Origin of the sequence: Streptomyces sp. SM11 (assembly GCF_002910905.1) — a bacterium.
Taxonomy (GTDB): Bacteria; Actinomycetota; Actinomycetes; order Streptomycetales; family Streptomycetaceae; genus Streptomyces.
In genome coordinates this window covers 1-21,021 of sequence record NZ_NEUE01000085.1, presented here as the reverse complement: position 1 = coordinate 21,021, position 21,021 = coordinate 1, and the positions used below count along the sequence as shown (strand labels likewise).

Here is a 21,021-nt window from a genome sequence, read left to right as displayed (position 1 = left end):
CCCCACCCCTAAGAAGTGCGGCTGTGACCTAGTCGACACCGAGGAATCAAAAAAAACTTTCCAGAAGGGGTTGTATCCGCCGCCGAGGTTTGCGAATCTCTACATGGCGATCGGGACGGCCCGCAACACCGGCCTCCACTGAGAGCCAGAACCCCTCCTCACCATCACAGACCACACCCAGTTCACCTGGGGGTCGGCCCGTCATCTACGGGGGGATTCGTGAAAGCGTTCACATTCACAAGCACCAGCGTGTAATACCAAGGAGAGGTAGCAGCCATGGACTGGCGTCACAACGCCGTTTGTCGCGAGGAAGACCCCGAGCTGTTCTTCCCCATCGGCAACACCGGTCCTGCGCTGCTGCAGATCGAGGAAGCCAAGGCCGTCTGCCGCCGCTGCCCCGTCATGGAGCAGTGCCTGCAGTGGGCGCTCGAGTCCGGCCAGGACTCCGGCGTCTGGGGTGGACTCAGCGAGGACGAGCGCCGCGCGATGAAGCGCCGCGCCGCTCGCAACCGGGCGCGCAACGCAAGCGCCTGAGCGAGAACCGCACCGAGCCTCAGCCCGGCGGCGCGTACAGCGCGTACGCACAGCCCCGCCTTCGAGTCGCAGCGCGCAGTACCCCGAAGCGCATCGCAACGTGAGCACCACGGAGCGGGCCCGGACCGTCACCACGGTCCGGGCCGCTCTGCTGTGTGCGCCCCTGTCGGCCGCCCGTCGGCTACTTGTCGCCCTGGACCGGGAGGTCCAGCACCACCTGAGTGCCGCGCCCGGGGGCCGGAACCATGCCGAACGTGCCGCCCAACTCCCCCTCCACCAGGGTCCGTACGATCTGGAGCCCGAGGTTGCCGGCCCGCTTCGGATCGAACCCCTCGGGCAGCCCGCGCCCGTCATCGGTGACGGTGATCAGCAGCCGCCCGTCGGTGGGCGAGCCACCGCGCACGGCGGACACCTCCACCGTCCCGTGGTCCGCCACGGCGAAGGCGTGCTCCAGGGCGTTCTGCAGAACCTCGGTCAGCACCATGGAGAGCGGGGTGGCGACTTCGGCGTCGAGGATGCCGAAGCGTCCGGTGCGCCGGCAGGTCACCTTGCCCGGGGAGATCTCCGAGACCATCGCGATGACCCGGTCGGCGATCTCGTCGAACTCGACCCGCTCGTCCAGATTCTGGGACAGCGTCTCATGGACGATGGCGATCGAACCGACGCGCCGGACCGCCTCGTTGAGCGCCTCGCGGCCCTGCTCGGAGTCCATCCGGCGGGCCTGGAGGCGCAACAGGGCGGCCACCGTCTGGAGGTTGTTCTTCACCCGGTGGTGGATCTCCCGGATGGTCGCGTCCTTGGTGATCAACTCGCGTTCGCGGCGGCGCAGTTCGGTGACGTCCCGGAGCAGCACCAGCGAGCCGATGCGGGCACCCTTGGGCTTGAGCGGGATGGCCCGCAGCTGGATCACCCCGTCCGCGCACTCGACCTCGAACTCGCGGGGCGCGTAGCCGCTGGCCATCTTGACCAGGGCCTCGTCCACCGGCCCCCGGGACGGGGCCAGTTCGGCGGTGGTGGTGCCGAGGTGGTGGCCGACCAGGTCGGAGGCGAGGCCGAGGCGGTGGTAGGCGGAGAGGCCGTTGGGGCTGGCGTACTGCACGATCCCGTCGGCGTCGAGCCGGATCAGGCCGTCGCCCACGCGTGGGGACGCATCCATGTCGACCTGCTGGCCGGGGAAGGGGAAGGAACCGGCGGCGATCATCTGGGCCAGGTCGGAGGCGGACTGGAGGTAGGTGAGCTCCAGCCGGGAGGGGGTGCGCACGGTGAGCAGGTTGGTGTTGCGGGCGATGACGCCGAGCACCCGCCCCTCGCGGCGTACGGGGATGGACTCGACCCGCACGGGCACCTCCTCGCGCCACTCCGGGTCGCCCTCGCGCACGATCCGGCCCTCGTCCAGGGCCGCGTCCAGCAGCGGGCGGCGGCCGCGCGGCACCAGGTGGCCGACCATGTCGTCCTGGTAGGAGGTGGGCCCGGTGTTGGGGCGCATCTGGGCGACGGAGACGTACCGCGTGCCGTCGCGGGTCGGAACCCACAGCACGAGGTCGGCGAAGGACAGGTCGGAGAGCAGTTGCCACTCCGAGACCAGCAGATGGAGCCACTCGAGGTCGGTGTCGCTCAGAGCGGTGTGCTGGCGGACGAGGTCGTTCATGGAGGGCACGTGTGGAGCGTACCTGGGGTTACCGGAGGCGTTCGAACCGATCGGCCCGCCGGGCCGTGCCGTAGGGCAGGGCGATGGACAGGCCCGGCACCCGGCCGGAGAATGTCGTGCACATGGATGGACACGGGCAATTGGTCTAGTCCACAATGAGTTCATCACGACCTCCGCTCTCCCCGCACAGGAGAGCGGACCGAGGCTCCGGCACTCTCTGCCCTGACTGCGCCGGTGCCTCCAGTGGCCGACGGCACCGCACACCGTCGGCCGGAAACTCCGGGCTGCGGTGCCGGGTGGGCTGAGGGTCCCGCTCTGGCGCCGCGGCCCGCGGGTGTTTTCGGGGGCCGCCCCCGATGGGGCTGGTTCAGCGGGTCTCGGTTACCTTGGCGAGGGCGCGCGGGGCGTCGGGGTCCTGACCCCGGGCGATCGTCACCTCGTACGCCAGCATCTGCAGCGGCAGAATCTCCAGGATCGGCTGCAACTCCTCCGGGACACCCTCCGTGGGCAGCAAGAAGCCGGCCGACGCCGCCTCCACCTGGGCCTTGGGGCCGACCACGAAGAGATCCGCGCCACGTCCGCGCAGCCGGTCCAGGACCGGCTGGAGGGCCTCGCCGCCCCGGCCGTCGGTGACCACGGCGATCACCGGGGAGATGTTGTCGACCATCGCCAGCGGCCCGTGCAGCAGATCCGCGCCGGAGTAGGAGAGAGCCGGGATGTAGCTGGTCTCCATGAGCTTCAGGGCCGCCTCCTTGGCCGTCGGGTAGCCGTAGCCGCGCGAGGTGATCACCATGCGCTCGGCGAAGCGGTAGCGGGAGGCCAGTGCCTTGACCTCGACCCGGCGGCCCAGGATCGCGCCCGCGAGGTCGGGCAGGCCCGCGGCGGCCGTCGTGCCGTCCCCGCCGCCCAGGGCCTCCACGAAGAGGTACAGGGAGAGCAGGGAGGCGGTGTACGTCTTGGTGGCCGGGAGCGCCTTCTCCGGGCCCGCCAGGATGTCGATGTGGTACTCGGAGACGGCCGCCAGCGCGGAGTCCGGGTTGTTGGTGACGGCGAGCGTGACGGCTCCGGCCTCCCGGGCGGCCTTCGTGGAGGCGACCAGGTCCGGCGAGCCGCCCGACTGGCTGACGGTGACCACCAGGACGTCCCGGAGGTCGGGTCGGGCGCCGTAGGCCGTCGTGGTGGACATCGAGGCCAGTCCGCAGGGCAGCCCGAGGCGGATCTCCAGCAGGTACTTCGCGTACAGCGCCGCGTTGTCCGACGTGCCCCGGGCGGTGAGCAGCACGAACCGGGGCTTCCGGGCGGCGATCTCGGCGGCGACCTCCCGGATGCGGGGCGCGCCCCGTTCGAGGATGCGGCGCAGCATTGCGGGCTGCTCGGCCATTTCGCCGGACATGATGCGGCCGGGCTCGTCGCCCTGGCCGCTCGGGTCGGCCGGAGGGGTGGCGGACATGTGGGGCCTCCCTGGGCTGTCGGCATCGGCGGGCGGGACGGCGCGTCGGTGGGGGTGCGCGATCCGCGTCGTACCGGTCAGGCACCCCCAAGTCGACCAGGCAATGCCGTGACCCGCCAGCGGGCCGGGGCGTGCGGGGCCAGGGGTGCGGGGCCAGGGGTGCGTGCCGGGATGCGGCCGATGGGTGGACTGTTCACCGTACGGCTGCTCGATTCTGCTAAATTGGAACCTGATTGGTCTATACCACCGGCTCCCCTAGTCAGATCGGCAGGAACAGCGTGGAAGTTGTCATCGTCCCGGACGCCACGGCAGGCGGCGAACTGATCGCGGAGGCCATCGCCGCGCTGCTCGGCCGCAAGCCCGACGCCCTGCTCGGCGTTGCCACCGGCTCGACCCCGCTGCCCATCTACCGTGCGCTGGCGGCCAAGGTCACCTCCGGCGCGGTCGACGCCTCGCGCGCCCGGATCTGCCAGCTCGACGAGTACGTCGGGCTGCCCGCGGGCCACCCGGAGTCGTACCGCTCCGTGGTACTGCGCGAGGTCGTCGAGCCGCTCGGGCTCTCCGAGGCCTCCTTCATGGGCCCCGACGGCTCGGCCGAGGACGTCCAGGCGGCCTGCGAGGCCTACGACCGGGCGCTGGCGGAGGCGGGCGGCGTGGACCTCCAGCTCCTGGGCATCGGCACCGACGGGCACATCGGCTTCAACGAGCCGTGCTCCTCGCTCGCCTCGCGCACCCGGATCAAGACGCTGACGCAGCAGACCCGGGTGGACAACGCGCGCTTCTTCGACAGCATCGAGCAGGTGCCGCACCACGTGATCACGCAGGGCATCGGGACGATCCTGGATTCCCGCCACCCGATCCTGCTGGCCACCGGTGAGGGCAAGGCGGAGGCCATCGCCCAGACGGTGGAGGGGCCGGTCGCCTCGATCGTGCCGGCCTCGGCGCTCCAGCTGCATCCGCACGCGACGGTGGTGGTGGACGAGGCGGCGGCGTCGAAGCTGAAGCTGGCGGACTACTTCCGGGCCACGTATGCGGCGAAGCCGGGGTGGCAGGGGCTGTAGGCGTTCCCCGCACGGCTGAGGGCCGGGACGCCTTTACGGTGTCCCGGCCCTCAGCCGTGGTGCCGACCGTCCGGCGGAAGGGCTTTGCCCTCAATCACCGGACGGGCTTGAAAGTGCTGGCCCAGGACTTGAGCCGAGAACCCCGGACGGGCCTGGTTCGGCTCCCGCCCGGGGCTTGGGTCCGCAGGCCCCGGACGGGCTTGGATCGGACGGCCCTGTGTCAGGCCTTCGTGCCCGTTATCGCTTCTGCCGCCGCCAGGCCGCAGACCCGGGCCGCGCCGTGGGTGGCCACGTACAGCGAGCCCCTCGGGTCCGACTGGGGCAGGCCCATCTCGACCACGATCGTGTCCGGGCGGGCTGCCAGCAGGGTGTCGAGCGCCTCGCTCATCCAGGTGTGCCGGTGCTCGTCGCGGACCACCGCGACGATGCGCCGCTCCCCCGCCGCCGCCAGGATCGCGGCCGCCGGTGCGGCGCTCTTGTCACCGAAGGTGTCCGTCCCGGTGCCGGACAGGATCCTGTCCAGCTCGGCGGCGATGCCCCACGGGGTCTCGTCGCCGACCGCGATGTTCGCCTCCGCGTTGAACGAGGCGACGTACGCCGGCTCGGTCAGCCGGTCGCCGGAACCGGCCACCCGGACCGCGCGGCGGGCGGCCACCAGGCCGATGTCGGAGCTGATTCCGGTGCCGGGCGCGGTCCCCTCCTGCACTGCCGCGCCCGGCTCCCGGACATCCCCCCGGGCCCTCTGCGTCCAGGACGCGAGGGCTCGTACACGGGCGGCCGCGTCGGCGAGCCGCTCCTCGGTCAGTTCCCCGCCGCGCACGGCCGCGACGAGGGCGTCGCGCAGCCGCAGCACCGTCTCCTCGTCGGCCAGACCGCCGCCCACACAGATGGCGTCGGCGCCCGCCGCGAGGGCGAGGACGGACCCGCGCTCGATGCCGTACGTACCGGCGATGGCGTCCATCTCCACGGCGTCGGTGACGATCAGGCCGTCGTAGCCCAGCTCCTGGCGCAGCAGACCGGTGAGGATCTGCGGGCTCACGGTCGCCGGGCGGTCCGGGTCGAGTGCGGGAAGCAGGATATGCGCGCTCATCACCGATTTGGAACCCGCGGCGATGGCCGCCCGGAAGGGCACCAGCTCACGGGCGTGCAGGGTGTCGAGGTCCACATCGATGCGGGGCATCGCCAGGTGCGAGTCGACCGCGGTGTCGCCGTGCCCGGGGAAGTGCTTGGTGCAGGCGGCGACGCCGGCGGCCTGGAGCCCCTCGATGTACGCAGCGGTGTGCCGGGCGGCCAGCCGGGTGTCGGCGCCGAAGGAGCGCACGCCGATGACCGGGTTGCCCGGGTTGGAGTTGACGTCGGCGGACGGCGCCCAGTTGAGGTTGACGCCGCACTCGGCGAGCCGGCGGCCGAGTTCCTGGGCGACGGCCCGGGTGAGGTGGACGTCGTCCACCGAGCCTAGGGCGAAGTTGCCGGGGAAGGAGGAACCGTGCGTGACCTCCAGGCGGGTCACGTCGCCGCCCTCCTCGTCGATGGCGACGAGGACGTCGTCCCGCTCGGAGCGCAACCGCCCGGTGAGGGCGGTGAGCTGTTCGGGCGAGGTGATGTTGCGGCCGAACAGGCCGACGGAGGCGAGGCCTTCACCGACGCGGCGCAGCAGCCAGTCCGGTGGGGTGGTGCCGGTGAACCCGGGCTGGAGCACGGCGAGCGCGTCGCGTGTCACGGTGTCCGTGGTGGAAACGAGGGTGGTCATGGGCCCGCACTATCCCTTCACTGCGCCGGAAGTGAGGCCTGCGGCCATCTTCTTCTGGATGATCATGAAGAACACGACGACGGGGATGGCGATCATGGTCGACGCCGCCATGAGGGCGCCGTAGTCGGTGCCGCGCTCGGTCGTGAACGTCATCAGCCATACGTTCAGCGTGTACTTGGAGTTGTCGTTGATCAGGATGTAGGCGAAGAGGTACTCGTTCCACGCGTTCACCAGGGCGAAGATCGACGCGGCGGCGAGCCCGGGGGCGAGCAGCGGGAAGATCACCCGGCGGAAGGCCTGGAAGCGGGTGCAGCCGTCCACCATCGCGGACTCCTCCAGCTCCACCGGGATGTTCACGACGAAGCCGCGGATCATGATGGTGGCGAAGGGCAGCGTGGACACCAGGTAGACGACGATCAGGCCCCAGTACTCGTCGATCCCGCCCATGGCGTTGAGCTGGGCGTAGATCGGGATGAGCATCGCCGTCGGCGGCAGCATCTGGACCAGGATCATGATCAGGACCAGGGCCTTGCGGCCGAAGAACCGGAACCGGCCGATCGCCAGGGCCGCCAGCGTCGCGATGATCATGCCGCCGACCACCGCGGTGACGGCGACGATCAGGCTGGACTGGATGGCGGTGGTGAAGTTCGGCTGCTCGGTGGCCCGGACGAAGTTGTCGAAGGTGATCGACGTGGGCCACAGGGTCTGGTCGTAGCTGCGGATCTCCCGGTTGGGCCGCAGGGCGCTGATGACCAGCCAGTAGACCGGGAAGACCATGACCAGGGCGACGCCGAGGCCGATGAGGTCGAAGTGCAGCCGGCTCTTCTTGCGGTCGGGCCGCAGCACCTGTGTGTGGGTCGAGCTGCTCATTCGACCTCTCCCGTCTTCATGAGCTGGCGCAGGTAGTACACGGCCACGCCGGACAGCAGCAACACCGTGATCAGGGCGATCGCGGTGCCCTGGCTGAAGGAGGTGGACTCGAACGCCTTGGAGTAGGAGTAGAGGCCGAGGGTCTCGTACTCCGGCTCGGGCTTGTTGCCGCGCAGCAGCCAGATCTGGCCGAAGACGTTGAAGTCCCAGATCACCGAGAGGGTGGCGACCATGGTGAAGACCGGCTTGATGACCGGCCAGGTGACGAACTTGTAGATGCCGTAGGCGCTGGCGCCGTCGAGGGCGGCGGCCTCCTCCAGCTCCTGGGGGACCTGGGTGAGGGCGGCGTACAGGGTGACGACGACGAACGGGATGGCGCCCCAGACGACCAGCAGGGTGATGATGCCGAAGCCCTGGATCGGGTTGAGATACCAGTTGTGTCCGAGCCAGTCCTCGCCGACGACCTTGGCGATCAGGGTGTTGATCAGGCCGTAGTCGGAGTCGGCCATGAACCGGAAGATCGAGGCGGCCACCATCAGCGGCATCGACCAGGCGGCGATGAGGCACGCGGTGAGTACGAGCCGGACCCAGGTGGTGAGCTTGCGCATGAGCAGGGCGACCAGCAGCCCGATCCCCATGGTCAGCGTCACGCAGACGACCATGAAGACGACCGTGCGGAAGGTGACCCACCAGAACTCGGAGTCGCCGAGGATGTTGGTGAACTGCTCGAAGCCGACCCATGGCGCCGGTTCGCCGGACCACAGCTCACGGCGGCCCATGTCCTGGAAGGACATGACGACCGTCTTGCCGAGCGGGTAGAGGTAGACGGCGGCGATCGCCACGATCGCCGGGAGGATCAGGAAGTAGGGGAGCAGCTCACCCTTCTTCCGCCTCCTCTTCTGCACCCGGGGCGCATGGTCGTCGGAGGACGACTTCCCGGTCGCCTGCGGGTCGGGTGGTACGGGAACCGGCGGCCCGGCGGCCTTGGTATCAGCGGCAGACACGTGGCTGACCTTCCATCGCGGGTCCGGGGCGAGCCCCGGAATTCACGGCGTTCACGGTGGGAAAGGAGCGGGGGTCCGGCGCTGGCGCCGGACCCCCGCCTGACGATCGGAAGGTCAGGCTTTCTTGTTGATCAGCGCGTTGATCTTCTCGTCGGCCTTCTTGGTGGCGTCGGCGACGGAGGAACCCTTGACGATCTCCAGAAGCATGTTCTGGAGGATCTCTTCCTTCTCGATGGAGGCCCAGCCCGGCGCGATCGGCGTGAACCAGGCGTCCGGCACCGCGTTGGCGATGGCGGCGGTCTCCGGCTTGGCCTTCAGCGGCTCAAGCTGCTTCTCGTTGTTGGGGAGGATGTTCTTCGACGCGAGGACCTCCATGGACTTCGCGTTGGTGAAGAGGGAGATCCACTCCTGGCCGAGGTCCTGCTTCTTGGACTTGGAGATCGTCGCGAGGTCCGAGCCGCCGATGAAGGACGGGAGTGCCTTGCCCTCGGGGCCGGGCATGCCGGCCGTGGCGATCTTGCCCTCGAGCTTCGGGTTGCCGTTCTCGCCCGTGGTGACGCTGCCGGCCTCCCAGGCCTGGCCGTAGATGACCGCGGCCTTCTCGTTGGCCATGACGTTGGCGTGGTCCTGCTCGTCCTTCGTCACGTCGGCCTTGTTGTACTTCTTGACCAGGTCGACGAAGTGCTGGATGCCCTTCTGGGCCTCCGGAGTGGAGAGCGCGGCCTTCCACTCCTTGCCGCCCTCGTCGTACTCGGCGATCTGGCCCCCGTAGGCGGCGACGTAGGACATCGCGGCGTACCAGTAGCGGCCCGGGTAGTAGAGGGACGTGGCGCGCTTGTCCTTCTTCTCCAGCTCCGCGGCGACCTTGTCCATCGCGGCGAGGAACTCGTCCTCGGTCTGCGGGAGGACGTCGCTGCCGGTGCCGGCCTTCAGCATGTCCTTGTTGTACACGGCCAGACGGGCGCTCGCGTAGTAAGGAACGCAGTAGGTCTTGCCCTCGAAGGAACACGTGTCCTTCAGACCCTTGATCCAGGTGTCCGAGTTCTCGTACTTCTTGGGGTCGATTTCTCCGAGCGCACCATTGAGGATGTACTGCATGGTCTCGGTATTGCCGAGTTCCACGACATCCGGGAATTTGTCGCCACCGAGGGAGGTGTCCAGCTTCTTGACCTTGTCGGCCCACTGCTGGTACTGAACCTTGACGGTGACACCCGGGTACTTCTTGTTGAACTCGGCGTTGACGTCCTTGACCAGCTCGGGCCAGGTGGACTGGGCCTCGCCCATGAGCCAGACGGTCAGGTCTTCCTTGCGGTCCTTCGGGTCCGCGGACGACTTCTTGTCGTCGGATCCGCATGCCGCGACCGAAACCAACATGCCCGCGACACCGATAGCCGCGATGAGCTTGCGCTTCACGTCAAACCCTCCTCAGGGATGCTGCAACCCCACCCACCGCGAAGTCATTCGACGAGTTCTGCTGGGGCTGGACCTGGCCTTGAATGGTTTAGACCAGTACCGGGAGCTTGGCCTAGACCTTTAGGGGTGTCAAGGGTGTATAAGAAGTGCACTCGCGTCCGTTATAGGACCGACACCTAAGGGAGGGCGACGACCCGTGACCGGACCGTGCCACCATGTGAGCCGCGACAGACGGAGGAGCCGGTGACGGCAGCAACGCAGCAGTCGGAAAGGCGGGCCATGGGCGCCGACGGGGGCAGTACGGGGAGCGAGACCGGTGCTGGTGCGCGCACGGCGCGCGTACCGAAGTACTACCGGCTCAAGCGGCATCTCCTCGACATGACGGACACCCTGCCGCCCGGCACCCCGGTGCCGCCCGAACGCACTCTGGCGGCCGAGTTCGACACCTCGCGCACCACCGTGCGCCAGGCGCTCCAGGAGCTGGTCGTCGAGGGCCGGCTGGAGCGCATCCAGGGCAAGGGGACCTTCGTCGCCAAGCCGAAGGTCTCCCAGGCGCTCCAGCTCACCTCGTACACCGAGGACATGCGTGCCCAGGGACTGGAACCGACGTCCCAGCTGCTGGACATCGGCTATGTCACGGCGGACGACACGCTCGCCGGTCTGCTGGACATCTCGACGGGCGGCCGGGTGCTGCGCATCGAGCGGCTTCGGCTCGCCAGCGGGGAGCCGATGGCGATCGAGACCACACACCTTTCGGCCAAACGCTTCCCGGCGCTGCGCCGTTCGCTGGTGAAGTACACCTCGCTCTACACCGCGCTCGCCGAGGTGTACGACGTCCGCCTCGCCGAGGCGGAGGAGACCATCGAGACCTCGCTCGCCACCCCGCGCGAGGCGGGTCTGCTGGGCACCGACGTGGGCCTGCCGATGCTCATGCTGTCCCGCCATTCGGTGGATGGCCAGGGCGAACCGGTGGAGTGGGTGCGCTCGGTCTACCGGGGCGACCGCTACAAGTTCGTGGCCCGCCTGAAGCGTCCGACGGACTGAGCGCCGGGGGCGGCGGCGCGGTAGGCACAGGGCGGTGGCCCGGGGACGCCGTCCCCGGGCCACCGCCCGTTTTCGGTCACGCGGGGTGCGTCAGCGCAGTTCGGGGTCGGTCTCGATGACGCTGTACGGGTACGGGAGCACCTGGTCGCTCGCGGCGGTCAGCAGGGCGGCGTCGGCCGGGTCGAGGTCCAGGTCCGCCGCGCCGAGGTTGGTCTCCAGCTGCTCAAGGGTGCGGGCGCCCACGATGGGGGCGGTGACGCCCGGCCGGCCGAGCAGCCAGGCCAGGGCCAGCACCGGCACCGCGAGGCCCGTGCGCCCGGCGGCCTCGTGCAGGGCGTCCAGCACCCGCCAGGTGCGCTCGTCCCCCTGGTACGCGCTCCACGACTCGCCCCAGCCGAGCCGCTCGGCGGTCTCCACCCGGGTGCCCGTGGGCGGCCCCTGGGTACCGCGCCGGATCGCGCCGCTCAGCCAGCCGCCGCGCAGCGGGCTCCACGGGATGACGCCCAGGCCCTCGTTGCGGCTGACCTCCAGCAGCTCCCACTCGGCGGAGCGGTCCAGCAGGTTGTAGAGCGGCTGGAGGGCGGTGAAGGGCTCCCAGCCATGGGCCCGGCTCAGGTCGACGGCCTTCTGGAGTTGCCAGCCGGAGAAGTTGCTGGCCCCGATGTACCGCACCTTTCCGGAGGCGACGAGGGCGTCCAGGGTGGCGAGGGTCTCCTCCAGCGGGGTGCCCGGGTCCCAGGCGTGCACCTGGTAGAGGTCGATGTGGTCCGTGCCGAGCCGGCGCAGGCTCGCCTCGACCCCGGAGATCAGGTGGTTACGGCCCAGGCCACGGTCGTTGGGGCCCTCCCCCGTGCCGTACCGCACCTTGGTGGCGATCACCACGTCGTCGCGGCGCTGCCGCTTCAGCCAGCGGCCGAGGATCTCTTCGGAGGCTCCGGCGGAGTAGATGTCGGCGGTGTCCACGAAGGTGCCGCCCGCCTCGGTGAAGCGGTCCAGCAGGGCGTGGCTGGTGGTCTCGTCGGCCTCGCGGCCGAACGTCATGGCGCCGAGGCAGAGTTCACTGACCCTCAGACCGGTCTTTCCCAAGTAGCGGTAACGCATGGTGAGTTCCTTCGTCGTGGTGTCGGATACTGAGATCTGCCGTCGTCCTGCGGTCCGGTTCGGCGAGCGACACGGACACCTCCTGGACGCTGTGGTCGGACAGGCCGCGCGGATCGCGGAAGCGGTAGCTGTGGACCCGGACGCCCGGTGTGCTGAGCACCCAGTCCAGCCGCCACCAGCGCAGGCCCGGACGGGCCTGCCACGAGGTGGGGCACAGGCGTCCGGACCGAGCGACCTCGTCGGCCCCCAGGCGGGCGATGCGTCGGGCGTCCCCGATCGCGGCGGTGGTGTTGAAGTCCCCCGCGATCAGGGCCGGATGGGGGCAGCCGGCGACGTCCCCGAGGAGTCCCCGGTACTCCCGTTCCCGGTCGGCGGCCCGGGTGCGGACCGCGCGGTAGAAGTCTGCTCGCAACGGGCTGACAAGTCGCAGCTGTACCGGGATGTGGACATTGAAGGTGGAGAGCGGCCGGCCGTCGCCCGGCATCACCAGGTCCACCCGCAGGGTCCGCCGGGCGGCCGTCTCCACGGTCGCGGCGACCGGCAGCCGGGACAGGGTGATCAGGCCCCGGGCGATGACGGCCCGGTGGCCGGGAAAGGTCTCGCGCAGCCGCCGCTCGTCGTCGATCAGTCGGTAGGTGCCGTCGAACGCGTCGTGGTGGTACTCCTGGAGCAGGTAGACATCGGCGTCGAGCCCGCGCAGAAAGGCGTAGAAGGGCTCGGGATCGGTGGACTGGCACCAGTGCTGGGTGTTCCAGGACACGACGCGCACCGCCCCGTCCGGCGGCGGGCGGCGCGCTCCCCGTACGAGCGCGGCGAAGACCAGGCCGGACTGCCGGGCCCCGAGCACCAGGGCCGCGCCCGCCACGACTCCGGCCGTACGGTCCCCCGTGACCCAGGAGAGCACCAGGAGCAGGGCGGGCAGGGCGACGAACACGGGCGGCGGCAGCAGCGAGGGCAGCAGCCAGAACCACCAGCGGCCGTTGAGGACGAGGTGCGCGGCCAGGAACACCGCCCAGGCCCCGGCCGCCCACAGCACCCACCCGCCGTCCGGCCGGGCGGCGTTCGCCCAGGCCGCCGCCAGGGTGCCGGTCGTCGTCACGCGAGGGCTCCCGGCAGCGCCCCGGCCTCCTGGAACAGGGCGTCGTAGGCGTCCAGGCAGTGGTCCGTCCCGTACCGGGCGCGGGCGTCGCGGCCTCCCTCGGCGCGGCGCCCGGGGGCGTAGGCGGCCACCTCCAGCAGGGCCCCGGCCAGGGCGTGGGTGTCGCCGGGCGGGAAGAGGCGGCCGAAGCCGGTCTCGGACACCGGCACGCGCATCCCCGGCGCGTCGCTCGCCACCGAGGGGACGCCGAGCATCATCGCCTCGGCCTGGGAGATGCCGAAGGACTCCTCGGCGACGGACGGCAGGGCGAAGGCGTCCAGCGAGGCGTAGAAGCCCGCCACCCGCTCGTCGGCGAGGAAACCGGTGAACCGGATACGGGAGTCGTCGCCGGCCCGTGCGCGCAGGGTTCCGACGACGCTGCCGCCCGCGACCTTGGAGTGGTCGCCGGCGATCAGCAGCCGGGCCTCGGGGTCCGGGATCGTCCGGAAGGCGTCGACGAGGTGGTGCAGCCCCTTCTCCGGGGCGATCCGGCCGAGGAAGCCGATGTGCGGGCCCGCCGTCTCGCGGAAGGCGGCGGGGGCGGGCCCGCGTTCACGGCAGGGCGGGGCGATGGCCAGCAGCCGGCGCGCGCCCATCAGGGGCCAGTGGCGCGAATGCTCCGCGTGGTCCACGTTGTTGACGACCACGGCGGCCGAGCGGCGCAGGGCCCCGGCCACCGAGGCGTCGACGACCTTCACCTGGAGCGGGGCGAGCACGCCCCCGGCGAGCCACACGTCGTCGTGGTGGGTGGCGACCACCGGGGTGTCCCCCGCGAGGCGGGCGACGAGCCCCGCCTCCAGCATCGGCAGGTGCAGGTTGACGACCCGGGAGGCGCGGGCGATCCGCCCGGCGAGCGGGGCGAAGCCGGGGCTGATCACCCCGCGTCCGAGCCGGGCGGCGACCGGGGCGCGGAACACCTCGACGCCGTTCACGGTCTCCCGCGCGGGGCGGTCCGGCTCGTGCCGGCAGGCGACGACGGCGACCCGGCGGCCCCGCGCGGCCAGCCCTTCGGCGACCGTACGGGCCACTTCGGTGAGCCCGCTGGTGTACGGGAGATAGTAGGTGAGCGCGATCGTCACGTCGAAGCGGGGCGAGCGCGCGGAGCGCCGGGTCATGACCGGTCCTTCTCGGTGGCCGGGGCGGACGCCCCGGGGTCGGGCAGGGAGAGACGCAGATCGATCAGCCGGTGGGTGGAGAGCGCGGCGGGCGGGTCCTGGACGGACTGCCGGTGCAGGTCGATCCAAGGCGAGACGAACGCCCAGTCGAGCCGCCAGAGCGCCGGGCCGCGCACCGGGAAGGTCGCCGGGTACACCGAGTCCCCCGCGTCGGCGGCGTCGCGCAGTCCGTCGAACCACCGCAGGTCCCCGGTGCCGGGCAGCACGTTGAGGTCCCCGGCGAGCACCACCGGGTGGCCGTTGGCGTCGAGGTCCTCGCGCAGCGCCTCGAAGTGTCTCTCGCGGCGGTCGGAGAGCTGCCGTACGGAGTGGTGGTAGGCGGCGGTCAGGGGGTTGCGGTCGACGTTCAGCAGGTCGGGCAGGTGGGTGTTGTAGAGGGAGAGGGTCTCGCCGTCGACGTCGATGTCGGTGCGCAGGACGCGGATGTTCCAGTAGTCGGCCCAGGAGGTGTCGGGCGGGGCGAGGCCGTCCGGGCGCAGCGCCCGCACCGAGGTGATCGGAAAGCGGGACAGGGTGAGGAACTCGCCCTCGGTGGCGATGTGGAAGCCGGGGAACTCCTGGCGGAGCCGGGCGAGGTCGTCGATCGGCGCGGGTTCGTCGCCCTGGGCCCTCTGGTACTCCTGGAGGAGGTAGACGTCGGCGGAGCGGGACCTGAGATAGGCGTAGAACGCGTCGGTGTCGCTGTCCTGGTCCCAGAAGAAGGTGTTCCAGCTGACCACCTTCAGGGCGCCCGGGGGCACGGCGGGCTGCCCGCGCAGGAGGGCCCCCGGGTGCAGCCCGGTCTGCCAGGAGCCCAGGAGCAGCGAGACCAGGACGGCTCCGACGGCCGCCCTCCTGCCGTGCCGGATCAGGGCTGCCGGGATCAACAGGGCGAGCGGGAAGAGCAGATGGAGGACGGGCGGGGCGAGGCCGAGGCCGTTCCACGCCCACCACCGGCCGCTGAGGAGGGCGCGGGCGGCGACGAACACGGCCCACAGGACGGCGACGGCGAGCAGCAGGCGGCCGGGCCACCGGCGGGGCGGGCGGGTCTCCTCGGCGGCCCCCGCCACCGGGTCCGCCACGGCGCCCGCCGCCAGGGTCCCGGTCATGTGGCGGCCCGCGCCGGGGCGAGGTGCTCCCCCTGCTCGTACAGCCTGCGGAAGCGGCGGGAGGACAGCCACTGGAGGACGCCGACGCCCGCGCCCGCCGCGATGGCGGCGTTGACCACGAGGTGCACCAGGGCGAAGTAGGCGGTGAACAGGGGCCCGCGGCGGCGCAGGACGAAGCGGTAGAGGGCGGTGTCCGCGAGCAGGGCGAGGACCAGGAGCACGGCCGGGGCGAGCAGCCAGGGCGCGGCGATCAGGCCGAGCGGCAGGGTGCCGAGGGCGAGCAGGGCCGCGACGCTGGCTCCGGCGCGCGGTCCGGTGGCGATGCCGCCGGGGAGGTCGCCGCGGCGCACGTACAGCGGGATGTGCAGGCGGGTGCGGTGGAAGACCTTGCGCAGTACGACGCGCCAGGTGTCGTCGTGGTCGTGCCGGCCGCGGACGGTGGTGGAGCTGTGGACCTCGTAACTCCGGCAGATCCGGGCGGCGTAGTCGCCGTCCTCGGTGTGCCGCAGCCGGGGGTTGAAGGGTCCGATCTCGGCGAAGACCCGGGCGGGCATGGCGCAGATCGCGGTGTGCAGGGTGCCGATGCGGCCCTCGGTCTCGGCGAGCCAGTAGAACTGGTGGAGGCAGCGGTACTCCTCGATCAGGCTGTCCCGGACGAGGGGTTCGGCGTCGTAGGTGCCGCAGACCGCGCCGATGCGGGGGTCGGAGTCGAGCAGGGCGACGGCGCCCGCGATCGCGTCCGGTTCCATCGCGACGTCGGAGTCGACGAACACGATGATCTCGCCCCGGGCGTGGGCCGCGCCGGTGTTGCGGGCGGTGGCCACCCCGCTGTTGACGCCGGTGCTGATCACCCGGACGCCGCAGGCCTCGGCGACGGCGACCGAGTCGTCGGTGGAGCAGTCGTCGATCAGCAGCACCTCCAGGGGCTCGTAGGTCTGGGCCAGGGCGGCGCGCAGGCAGAGCTCCAGGGCGCGGCCGTAGTTGTAGTTGGGGATGACGACGGAGACGAGCGGTTGTTTCCGGTTCATGGGGCGCCTTCGGGCGGTCGGAGGGTCAGGCGGACGGATGCGGGAGGAGGAGGGCGAGGGCGACGAGCACCGTCCACAGCGCAGCGTTGACGAGCGTGGCGCGGTCCCGGAAGAGGACGTGGACGGGGTTGCCGCCGCCCTCCTCGACCAGGAGGAGCTGGAGGTAGCGGGCGAGGCCGAAGACGGCGCAGGGGGTGGAGAGCAGGGTGACGAGCCAGGCCCCGGCGACGAGGGCCGCGTCGTCCCGGAGGTAGAGCACGTAGCTGACGGCCGTGAGTACCGCGACCAGGACGACGAGGTGGTCGAGGAAGGCGAGCGTGTAGCCGCGCAGGGCGGGGCGGTGGGCGCGGCCCGCCGCCGTCATCTCGTGCCGGCGTTTGCCGAGCGCCAGCATCAGGCAGAGCGAGAAGACGCACAGCGCCAGCCACTCGGAGACCTGGGCGCCGATGAGGAGCGCCCCCTGGACGAGCCGCAGCACGAAGCCGGTCGCCACGATGAACGCGTCCACCAGCGGTACGTGTTTGAGGCCCTGGGAGTAGGCGAGGCTCAGCGCCAGGTAGAGGGCGGTGGGCCACCACTGCCAGGCGGGCCCGGCCACCGCCCAGCCGGTCAGCGCCAGCGCGAGGAGGCCGGCCAGGGCGGCGGCCGCGGCGGTGGACACCCGGCCGGAGGCGATCGGGCGGTGGCGTTTGACCGGATGCAGCCGGTCCCGCTCCCGGTCGGCGAGGTCGTTGACGACGTAGACGAGCGCGGAGGCCAGAGTGAAGCCGAGGACGGCCCAGCCGGTGCGCAGGAACGCGGCGGCCCCCCAGAGATGGGTGTCGAGCAGGGCGAGCGGGACTACGGCCAGGTTCTTCACCCACTGGCCGGGACGCAGCAGTGCGAGGAGGTCGCGGGGCCGGCCGCGGCGGCCCCCCACGGCGGTGGGGAGCGCTGTCGCGGGGGGCTCGGCGATGGCGGGTTCGGGCAGGGCTGGTTCGGGGTCGGGCGGGACTGCCACCACGCGCACGGGCGCGGGTGAGGACCGGGTGATGTCCACGGCAGGGCTCCAGGGGATCAGAAGAAGACCTTGGCCAGGCCGAGCGCCCCTTGGCGCCACGGGTCCCGACTGGTCCGGCCGGCTCCGGGAGCGGGTGCGCCGCCCTGCCGCTGGGTGCGCCACCACGCGTACGTGCCGAGGATGGCGTCCTGGTTGGAGAGCGCGGGACGGAAGCCGAGCCGTTCGGTGGCCCGGCCGATGTCCACGTAACTGTCGTCGAGGAGTTTGAAGAGCAGCCGCCCGTAGACCGGGGAGAGCTTGGTGCGCTCCAGCAGGCGCAGGACCGCGAGTGCCGGTGCTGCCGGCAGCGGGACCACGCGTTTGCCGTGTCCGGCCGCGTCCAGCACGGCCTGGAAGTCCTCGCGCAGGGTGCCGAACTCGGCGGCGCCCAGGTTGTAGACGTCGTCGGCGATCTCGGGCGGCGCGTGGAGGGCGAGCACCACGGCGTCGACCAGGTCGGCCATGCCGAACATCTGGATGCGGACGTCGCCCCGGCCGAGGACCGGGAAGTTGCGCCGCTCCTCGGCCCATTCGAAGAGCATCGAGAAGAGCCCCATCCGGCCGGGCCCGAGGAAGGTCTTGGGGCGCAGCACCGGCAGGCACATCCCGCGCGCCCGGAACTCCTCGCAGACCTCCTCGGCCTCGGCCTTCGCCCTGCTGTACGGGTCGACGGGCTCGCGGGGGTGCTCCTCCGGGGTGGGGACCCGCTCGGGCAGCCCGTAGACGGCGGTGGAGGAGATGTGCACGACCCGCTCGACCCGGGCCCGGTGTGCGGCGGTCAGGACGGTGCGGGTGCCGTCGACGGTGATGGAGCGGATCTGGTCGACGGGGTAGCTGGGCAGGGCCGCGGCGCAGTGGACGAGCGCGTGCGCCCCGTCGAAGGCGCGGGCGAGCGCCGCCTGGTCGCGGATGTCGGCGACGATGTGCCGGGCGCCGGCGGGCGGGTGGGGGTCCTCGCGCAGGTCGACGCCGACGACGTCGTGGCCGTCCGCGGCGAGCCGGGCCACGAGGTGGGAGCCGAGCATGCCGGCCGCTCCGGTCACGGCGATGGTCAGGCCGCCCATCGCGACACCGCCTTGTCCTTGAGGAAGGCGGCCAGGAGTCGGTTCATGCCCTTGGCCAGCGTCTTGTCGAAGGCGTCGAGGAAGATCTCCACCTCGTCGGGTCCGGCGACCAGGCAGGGGGCGGCCACCAGCGGGCTGCGGCCGTTGAGCGTGTAGTACAGGTACACGCCGTGGTCGTGGTACATCGCGTTGACGACCGCACAGGTGATGACCTTGGTGCGCAGCAGCGGGTCGCGGGCCAGGCCACCGGGGGCGATCTTCGCGGCGAGGTCCAGGAGCCGGGGGCCGCCGTCGAGGAAGATCCCGTACAGCGCTCCGGCGCCCCGTACGTCCGCGATGATGTCGGGGTACTGCTTGCGCAGCCGTTCCAGACCCGGGGCGAGGACGCGTTCGATGGCGCGGGCGCGGGCCGGGTAGTCGTCCTCGACCGCGATGTTGACGGCCTCCAGCGCGGTGGCGGTCTCCTCGCCGAAGCCGTAGTAGGTGGTGCTGGTGGACTGGAGCATGGCGTCGCCGAGGCTGTCGTAGGCCTTGCGGAAGACGGGTTCGCGGGCGACGAAGGCGGAGACGGAGGACTTGCCGCCGCCGAAGGACTTCGAGGTGGTCACCACGTCCGGGACGAGTCCGGGGTAGCGCATGAAGTGGAAGAGGCTGCCGGTCTTGCCCCAGCCGGTGTAGATCTCGTCGAAGACCAGCACGATCTTCTCCTCGGTGCACAACTCCCGCAGTCCACGCAGGAACTCCTCGGAGCACTCGGTCATCGTGGAGGCGGAGAAGGGCTCGATGAGGAGGGCGTAGACATCGCAGCGGCCCCGGGCGTCCCGCGCTCCGGCGACCGCCGCCCGGACGGAGTCGAGGTCGCCGTAGCGGAAGGCGGAGACGCCGGGTATGCCGGGGAAGGCGAAGCTGTTCTGTGCGCTGCCGGTGAGGCTTCCGGAGCCCAGCAGCTTGCCGTGGAAGCTGATGTCGGCGTGCAGGATCCGCTGCCGTCGGCCTCCGTGGTACTTGTACGCGAGTTTCACCGCGCCCTCGACGGCCTCGGCCCCCGAGTTGGGGAAGAACGACAGGTTCAGGTCGCCGGGGAGCAGGCGGGCGAGGTTGTGGCCGAGGGCGGCGATGTAGGGCGAGAAGTAGGTCTTGTGGACCTCCATCCGGCGCTGTTCCTGGAAGCGGCGGCGAGCGGCGAGGATCCGCGGGTGGTTGTGACCGTGGTTGAGGACGCCGACACCGCCGGTGAAGTCGAGGACGCGGCGTCCGTCGCGGGTGTGGATCCAGGATCCCTCGGCGTGGTCGACGAGTTCCCGGCCGAAACCGAAGGAGGTCATGAGGGAGACCTGGCTCTTGTTGACGTGGGACCGGTACAGCTCGTGCACCTGGCTCGTCGACAGTTGTTCGCAGTCGTCCACGGTGAGCAGGGGTGGTGCGTCGGAGGCCAGGGGTGGTGCGTCGGAGGTCCGTAGTGGTGCGTCGGAGGTCGGGGGTGGTATGTCGGGGGTCATGCGGCTCCTTCCCGGAGCGCGGGTCGGGGGGTGGGCAGGGGTCCGGCGGCGCGGGCCCACGCGAGTGCGGCGCCGGTGGCGGCCACCTCGCTGAGCACACAGACCAGCCGGCTGGCGATGACGGCCGCGGTGGCGGCGGACAGCGGCATGACGGCGCCGAGGGGCGCGAGGAGCACCAGTTCGCGGGCGCCCCAGCCGTCGGGCAGGACGAAGGCGAGGCTTCCGGCGACGGTGGCCAGGGCGAAGCCGCCGACGCAGACCGGCAGGGAGAGCAGCGGTGGGGCGCCCAGGAGGACGACGATCGCCCACAGGTGGAGTCCGGAGACGGCCCAGGAGGCACAGGCCCAGCCGATGGAGAGACGCAGGGCCCGGGGCGAGCCCTCGGCCGCCGCGGCGGGGCGGCGGGCGAGCCGCATCGTCCACGCGACGAGGCGGCCCACCCAGCCGGGCCGGGCGACGGCGGCGGCGGCAAGCAGCACGAGCGGCGCGAAGACCCAGGCGCCCGCGCCGAAGACGGCCGGTGCGACGAGGAGTCCGGCGGCGGCGCCGGTGGTCATCCCGATGACGAGGCCGAGGCCGAAGGCGGCGATCATCCGCTCGGGGGCGATGCCGACGGCCTTGCCGAGCTGGATGTGGGCGAGGACGCCCCAGATGCGGCCGGGGACGAATTTGCTGATGACGCCGATGAAGAAGATCCGGGCGGTGTCGCTGGTGCGGGCCGTGGAGCCGCCGTCCACGACGAGGACCCGCCAGGACAGCATCGACAGGACGAGTCCGGCCGCGTTGGCGAGGAGGGCTGCGATCAGCAGGAGCACTCCCCCGGGCCGGTCGGCGGCCTCGGCCAGCTCCCTGCCGGCGCCGCGCAGCGAACCGCCCACGGCGAAGCAGGTCGCCGCGATGAGGACGAGGGCGGCGGCCGTACGCAGTACGCGGGCCCGCCGGGAGGGGCGGTCGGCGGCTTCGGAGGTCCCGGGCCCGGCTTCGGACGTGCCGGCTTCCGTCCCCGGCTCGGTTGCGGACGTCCCGGGCCCGGTCGCGGACGTCGCAGGCTCGGTTGCGGACGTCCCGGGCCGGGTTACGGACGTCCCGGGCCCGGTCGCGGAAGCTCCCGGCCC

General features: G+C 71.4%; 18 protein-coding genes. 3 read left to right on the top strand and 15 right to left on the bottom strand.

Translation table 11 applies throughout. The features are described 5' to 3' along the window. Window positions 1-276 precede the first annotated feature (276 nt). On the top strand, window positions 277-534 hold the full coding sequence (locus B9S58_RS05440; protein WP_003953983.1) for a WhiB family transcriptional regulator: 258 nt from the start codon (window positions 277-279) through the stop codon (window positions 532-534). 181 nt (window positions 535-715) lie between these two features. Here the strand turns inward: B9S58_RS05440 and B9S58_RS05435 are convergent, their stop codons facing one another. Next, window positions 716-2,182, bottom strand: a complete 1,467-nt coding sequence (locus B9S58_RS05435) for a sensor histidine kinase (protein WP_103530999.1) — start codon at window positions 2,180-2,182, stop codon at window positions 716-718. A 367-nt stretch (window positions 2,183-2,549) separates the two neighbouring features. Continuing rightward, window positions 2,550-3,632, bottom strand: a complete 1,083-nt coding sequence (locus tag B9S58_RS05430) for an SIS domain-containing protein (RefSeq protein ID WP_103530990.1) — start codon at window positions 3,630-3,632, stop codon at window positions 2,550-2,552. A 278-nt stretch (window positions 3,633-3,910) separates the two neighbouring features. Here B9S58_RS05430 and nagB point away from each other — a divergent pair, with 278 nt between their 5' ends. Then, window positions 3,911-4,693 carry a glucosamine-6-phosphate deaminase gene (gene nagB, locus B9S58_RS05425; protein WP_103530989.1) on the top strand — a complete coding sequence of 261 codons (783 nt, stop codon included), beginning with the start codon at window positions 3,911-3,913 and terminating at the stop codon, window positions 4,691-4,693. 220 nt (window positions 4,694-4,913) lie between these two features. Here nagB and B9S58_RS05420 read toward each other — a convergent pair whose 3' ends face one another. The 4 genes from B9S58_RS05420 to B9S58_RS05405 all read right to left on the bottom strand — a co-directional run bounded on the left by B9S58_RS05420 (window position 4,914) and on the right by B9S58_RS05405 (window position 9,730). Continuing rightward, window positions 4,914-6,443: a glycoside hydrolase family 3 protein gene (locus B9S58_RS05420; protein WP_103530988.1), complete on the bottom strand. Its 1,530-nt coding sequence runs from the start codon at window positions 6,441-6,443 to the stop codon at window positions 4,914-4,916. Window positions 6,444-6,452: 9 nt separating this feature from the next. Beyond that, window positions 6,453-7,313, bottom strand: coding sequence for a carbohydrate ABC transporter permease (locus B9S58_RS05415; RefSeq protein WP_103530987.1), 861 nt, complete (start codon window positions 7,311-7,313; stop codon window positions 6,453-6,455). After that, window positions 7,310-8,317, bottom strand: coding sequence for a carbohydrate ABC transporter permease (locus B9S58_RS05410; protein WP_103530986.1), 1,008 nt, complete (start codon window positions 8,315-8,317; stop codon window positions 7,310-7,312). Before B9S58_RS05410 ends, B9S58_RS05415 begins: the two co-directional genes overlap by 4 nt. Before the next feature lie 114 nt (window positions 8,318-8,431). Then, the gene (locus B9S58_RS05405) at window positions 8,432-9,730 is read right to left on the bottom strand and encodes a sugar ABC transporter substrate-binding protein (RefSeq protein ID WP_103530985.1); all 1,299 of its coding nucleotides are present in this window, start codon (window positions 9,728-9,730) and stop codon (window positions 8,432-8,434) included. Between the two features lie 279 nt (window positions 9,731-10,009). Here B9S58_RS05405 and B9S58_RS05400 point away from each other — a divergent pair, with 279 nt between their 5' ends. After that, complete coding sequence (locus B9S58_RS05400; protein ID WP_103530984.1) at window positions 10,010-10,774, top strand: GntR family transcriptional regulator; 765 nt, start codon at window positions 10,010-10,012, stop codon at window positions 10,772-10,774. Between the two features lie 90 nt (window positions 10,775-10,864). Here the strand turns inward: B9S58_RS05400 and B9S58_RS05395 are convergent, their stop codons facing one another. The 9 genes from B9S58_RS05395 to B9S58_RS05355 all read right to left on the bottom strand — a co-directional run. Continuing rightward, window positions 10,865-11,875 carry an aldo/keto reductase gene (locus B9S58_RS05395; protein WP_103530983.1) on the bottom strand — a complete coding sequence of 337 codons (1,011 nt, stop codon included), beginning with the start codon at window positions 11,873-11,875 and terminating at the stop codon, window positions 10,865-10,867. After that, on the bottom strand, window positions 11,832-12,974 hold the full coding sequence (locus B9S58_RS05390) for an endonuclease/exonuclease/phosphatase family protein (RefSeq protein ID WP_103530998.1): 1,143 nt from the start codon (window positions 12,972-12,974) through the stop codon (window positions 11,832-11,834). The genes B9S58_RS05395 and B9S58_RS05390 overlap by 44 nt, the downstream gene beginning before the upstream one ends. Next, the gene (locus tag B9S58_RS05385; protein ID WP_103530982.1) at window positions 12,971-14,128 is read right to left on the bottom strand and encodes a glycosyltransferase family 4 protein; all 1,158 of its coding nucleotides are present in this window, start codon (window positions 14,126-14,128) and stop codon (window positions 12,971-12,973) included. The genes B9S58_RS05390 and B9S58_RS05385 overlap by 4 nt, the downstream gene beginning before the upstream one ends. Then, entirely contained in the window at window positions 14,125-15,276 is a 1,152-nt protein-coding gene (locus B9S58_RS05380; RefSeq protein WP_103530981.1) for an endonuclease/exonuclease/phosphatase family protein, read from the bottom strand. Before B9S58_RS05380 ends, B9S58_RS05385 begins: the two co-directional genes overlap by 4 nt. Next, the gene (locus tag B9S58_RS05375; RefSeq protein WP_103530980.1) at window positions 15,273-16,304 is read right to left on the bottom strand and encodes a glycosyltransferase family 2 protein; all 1,032 of its coding nucleotides are present in this window, start codon (window positions 16,302-16,304) and stop codon (window positions 15,273-15,275) included. Before B9S58_RS05375 ends, B9S58_RS05380 begins: the two co-directional genes overlap by 4 nt. A gap of 25 nt (window positions 16,305-16,329) precedes the next feature. After that, on the bottom strand, window positions 16,330-17,343 hold the full coding sequence (locus B9S58_RS05370; protein WP_103530979.1) for a UbiA prenyltransferase family protein: 1,014 nt from the start codon (window positions 17,341-17,343) through the stop codon (window positions 16,330-16,332). A 17-nt stretch (window positions 17,344-17,360) separates the two neighbouring features. Next, window positions 17,361-18,407, bottom strand: coding sequence for an NAD(P)-dependent oxidoreductase (locus tag B9S58_RS05365; RefSeq protein WP_103530978.1), 1,047 nt, complete (start codon window positions 18,405-18,407; stop codon window positions 17,361-17,363). Beyond that, entirely contained in the window at window positions 18,395-19,843 is a 1,449-nt protein-coding gene (locus B9S58_RS05360; protein WP_103530997.1) for an aspartate aminotransferase family protein, read from the bottom strand. The genes B9S58_RS05365 and B9S58_RS05360 overlap by 13 nt, the downstream gene beginning before the upstream one ends. 59 nt (window positions 19,844-19,902) lie before the next feature. After that, window positions 19,903-21,021 (bottom strand): lysylphosphatidylglycerol synthase domain-containing protein (locus B9S58_RS05355; protein ID WP_258044195.1); only part of this gene is annotated, 1,119 nt, incomplete at its 5' end.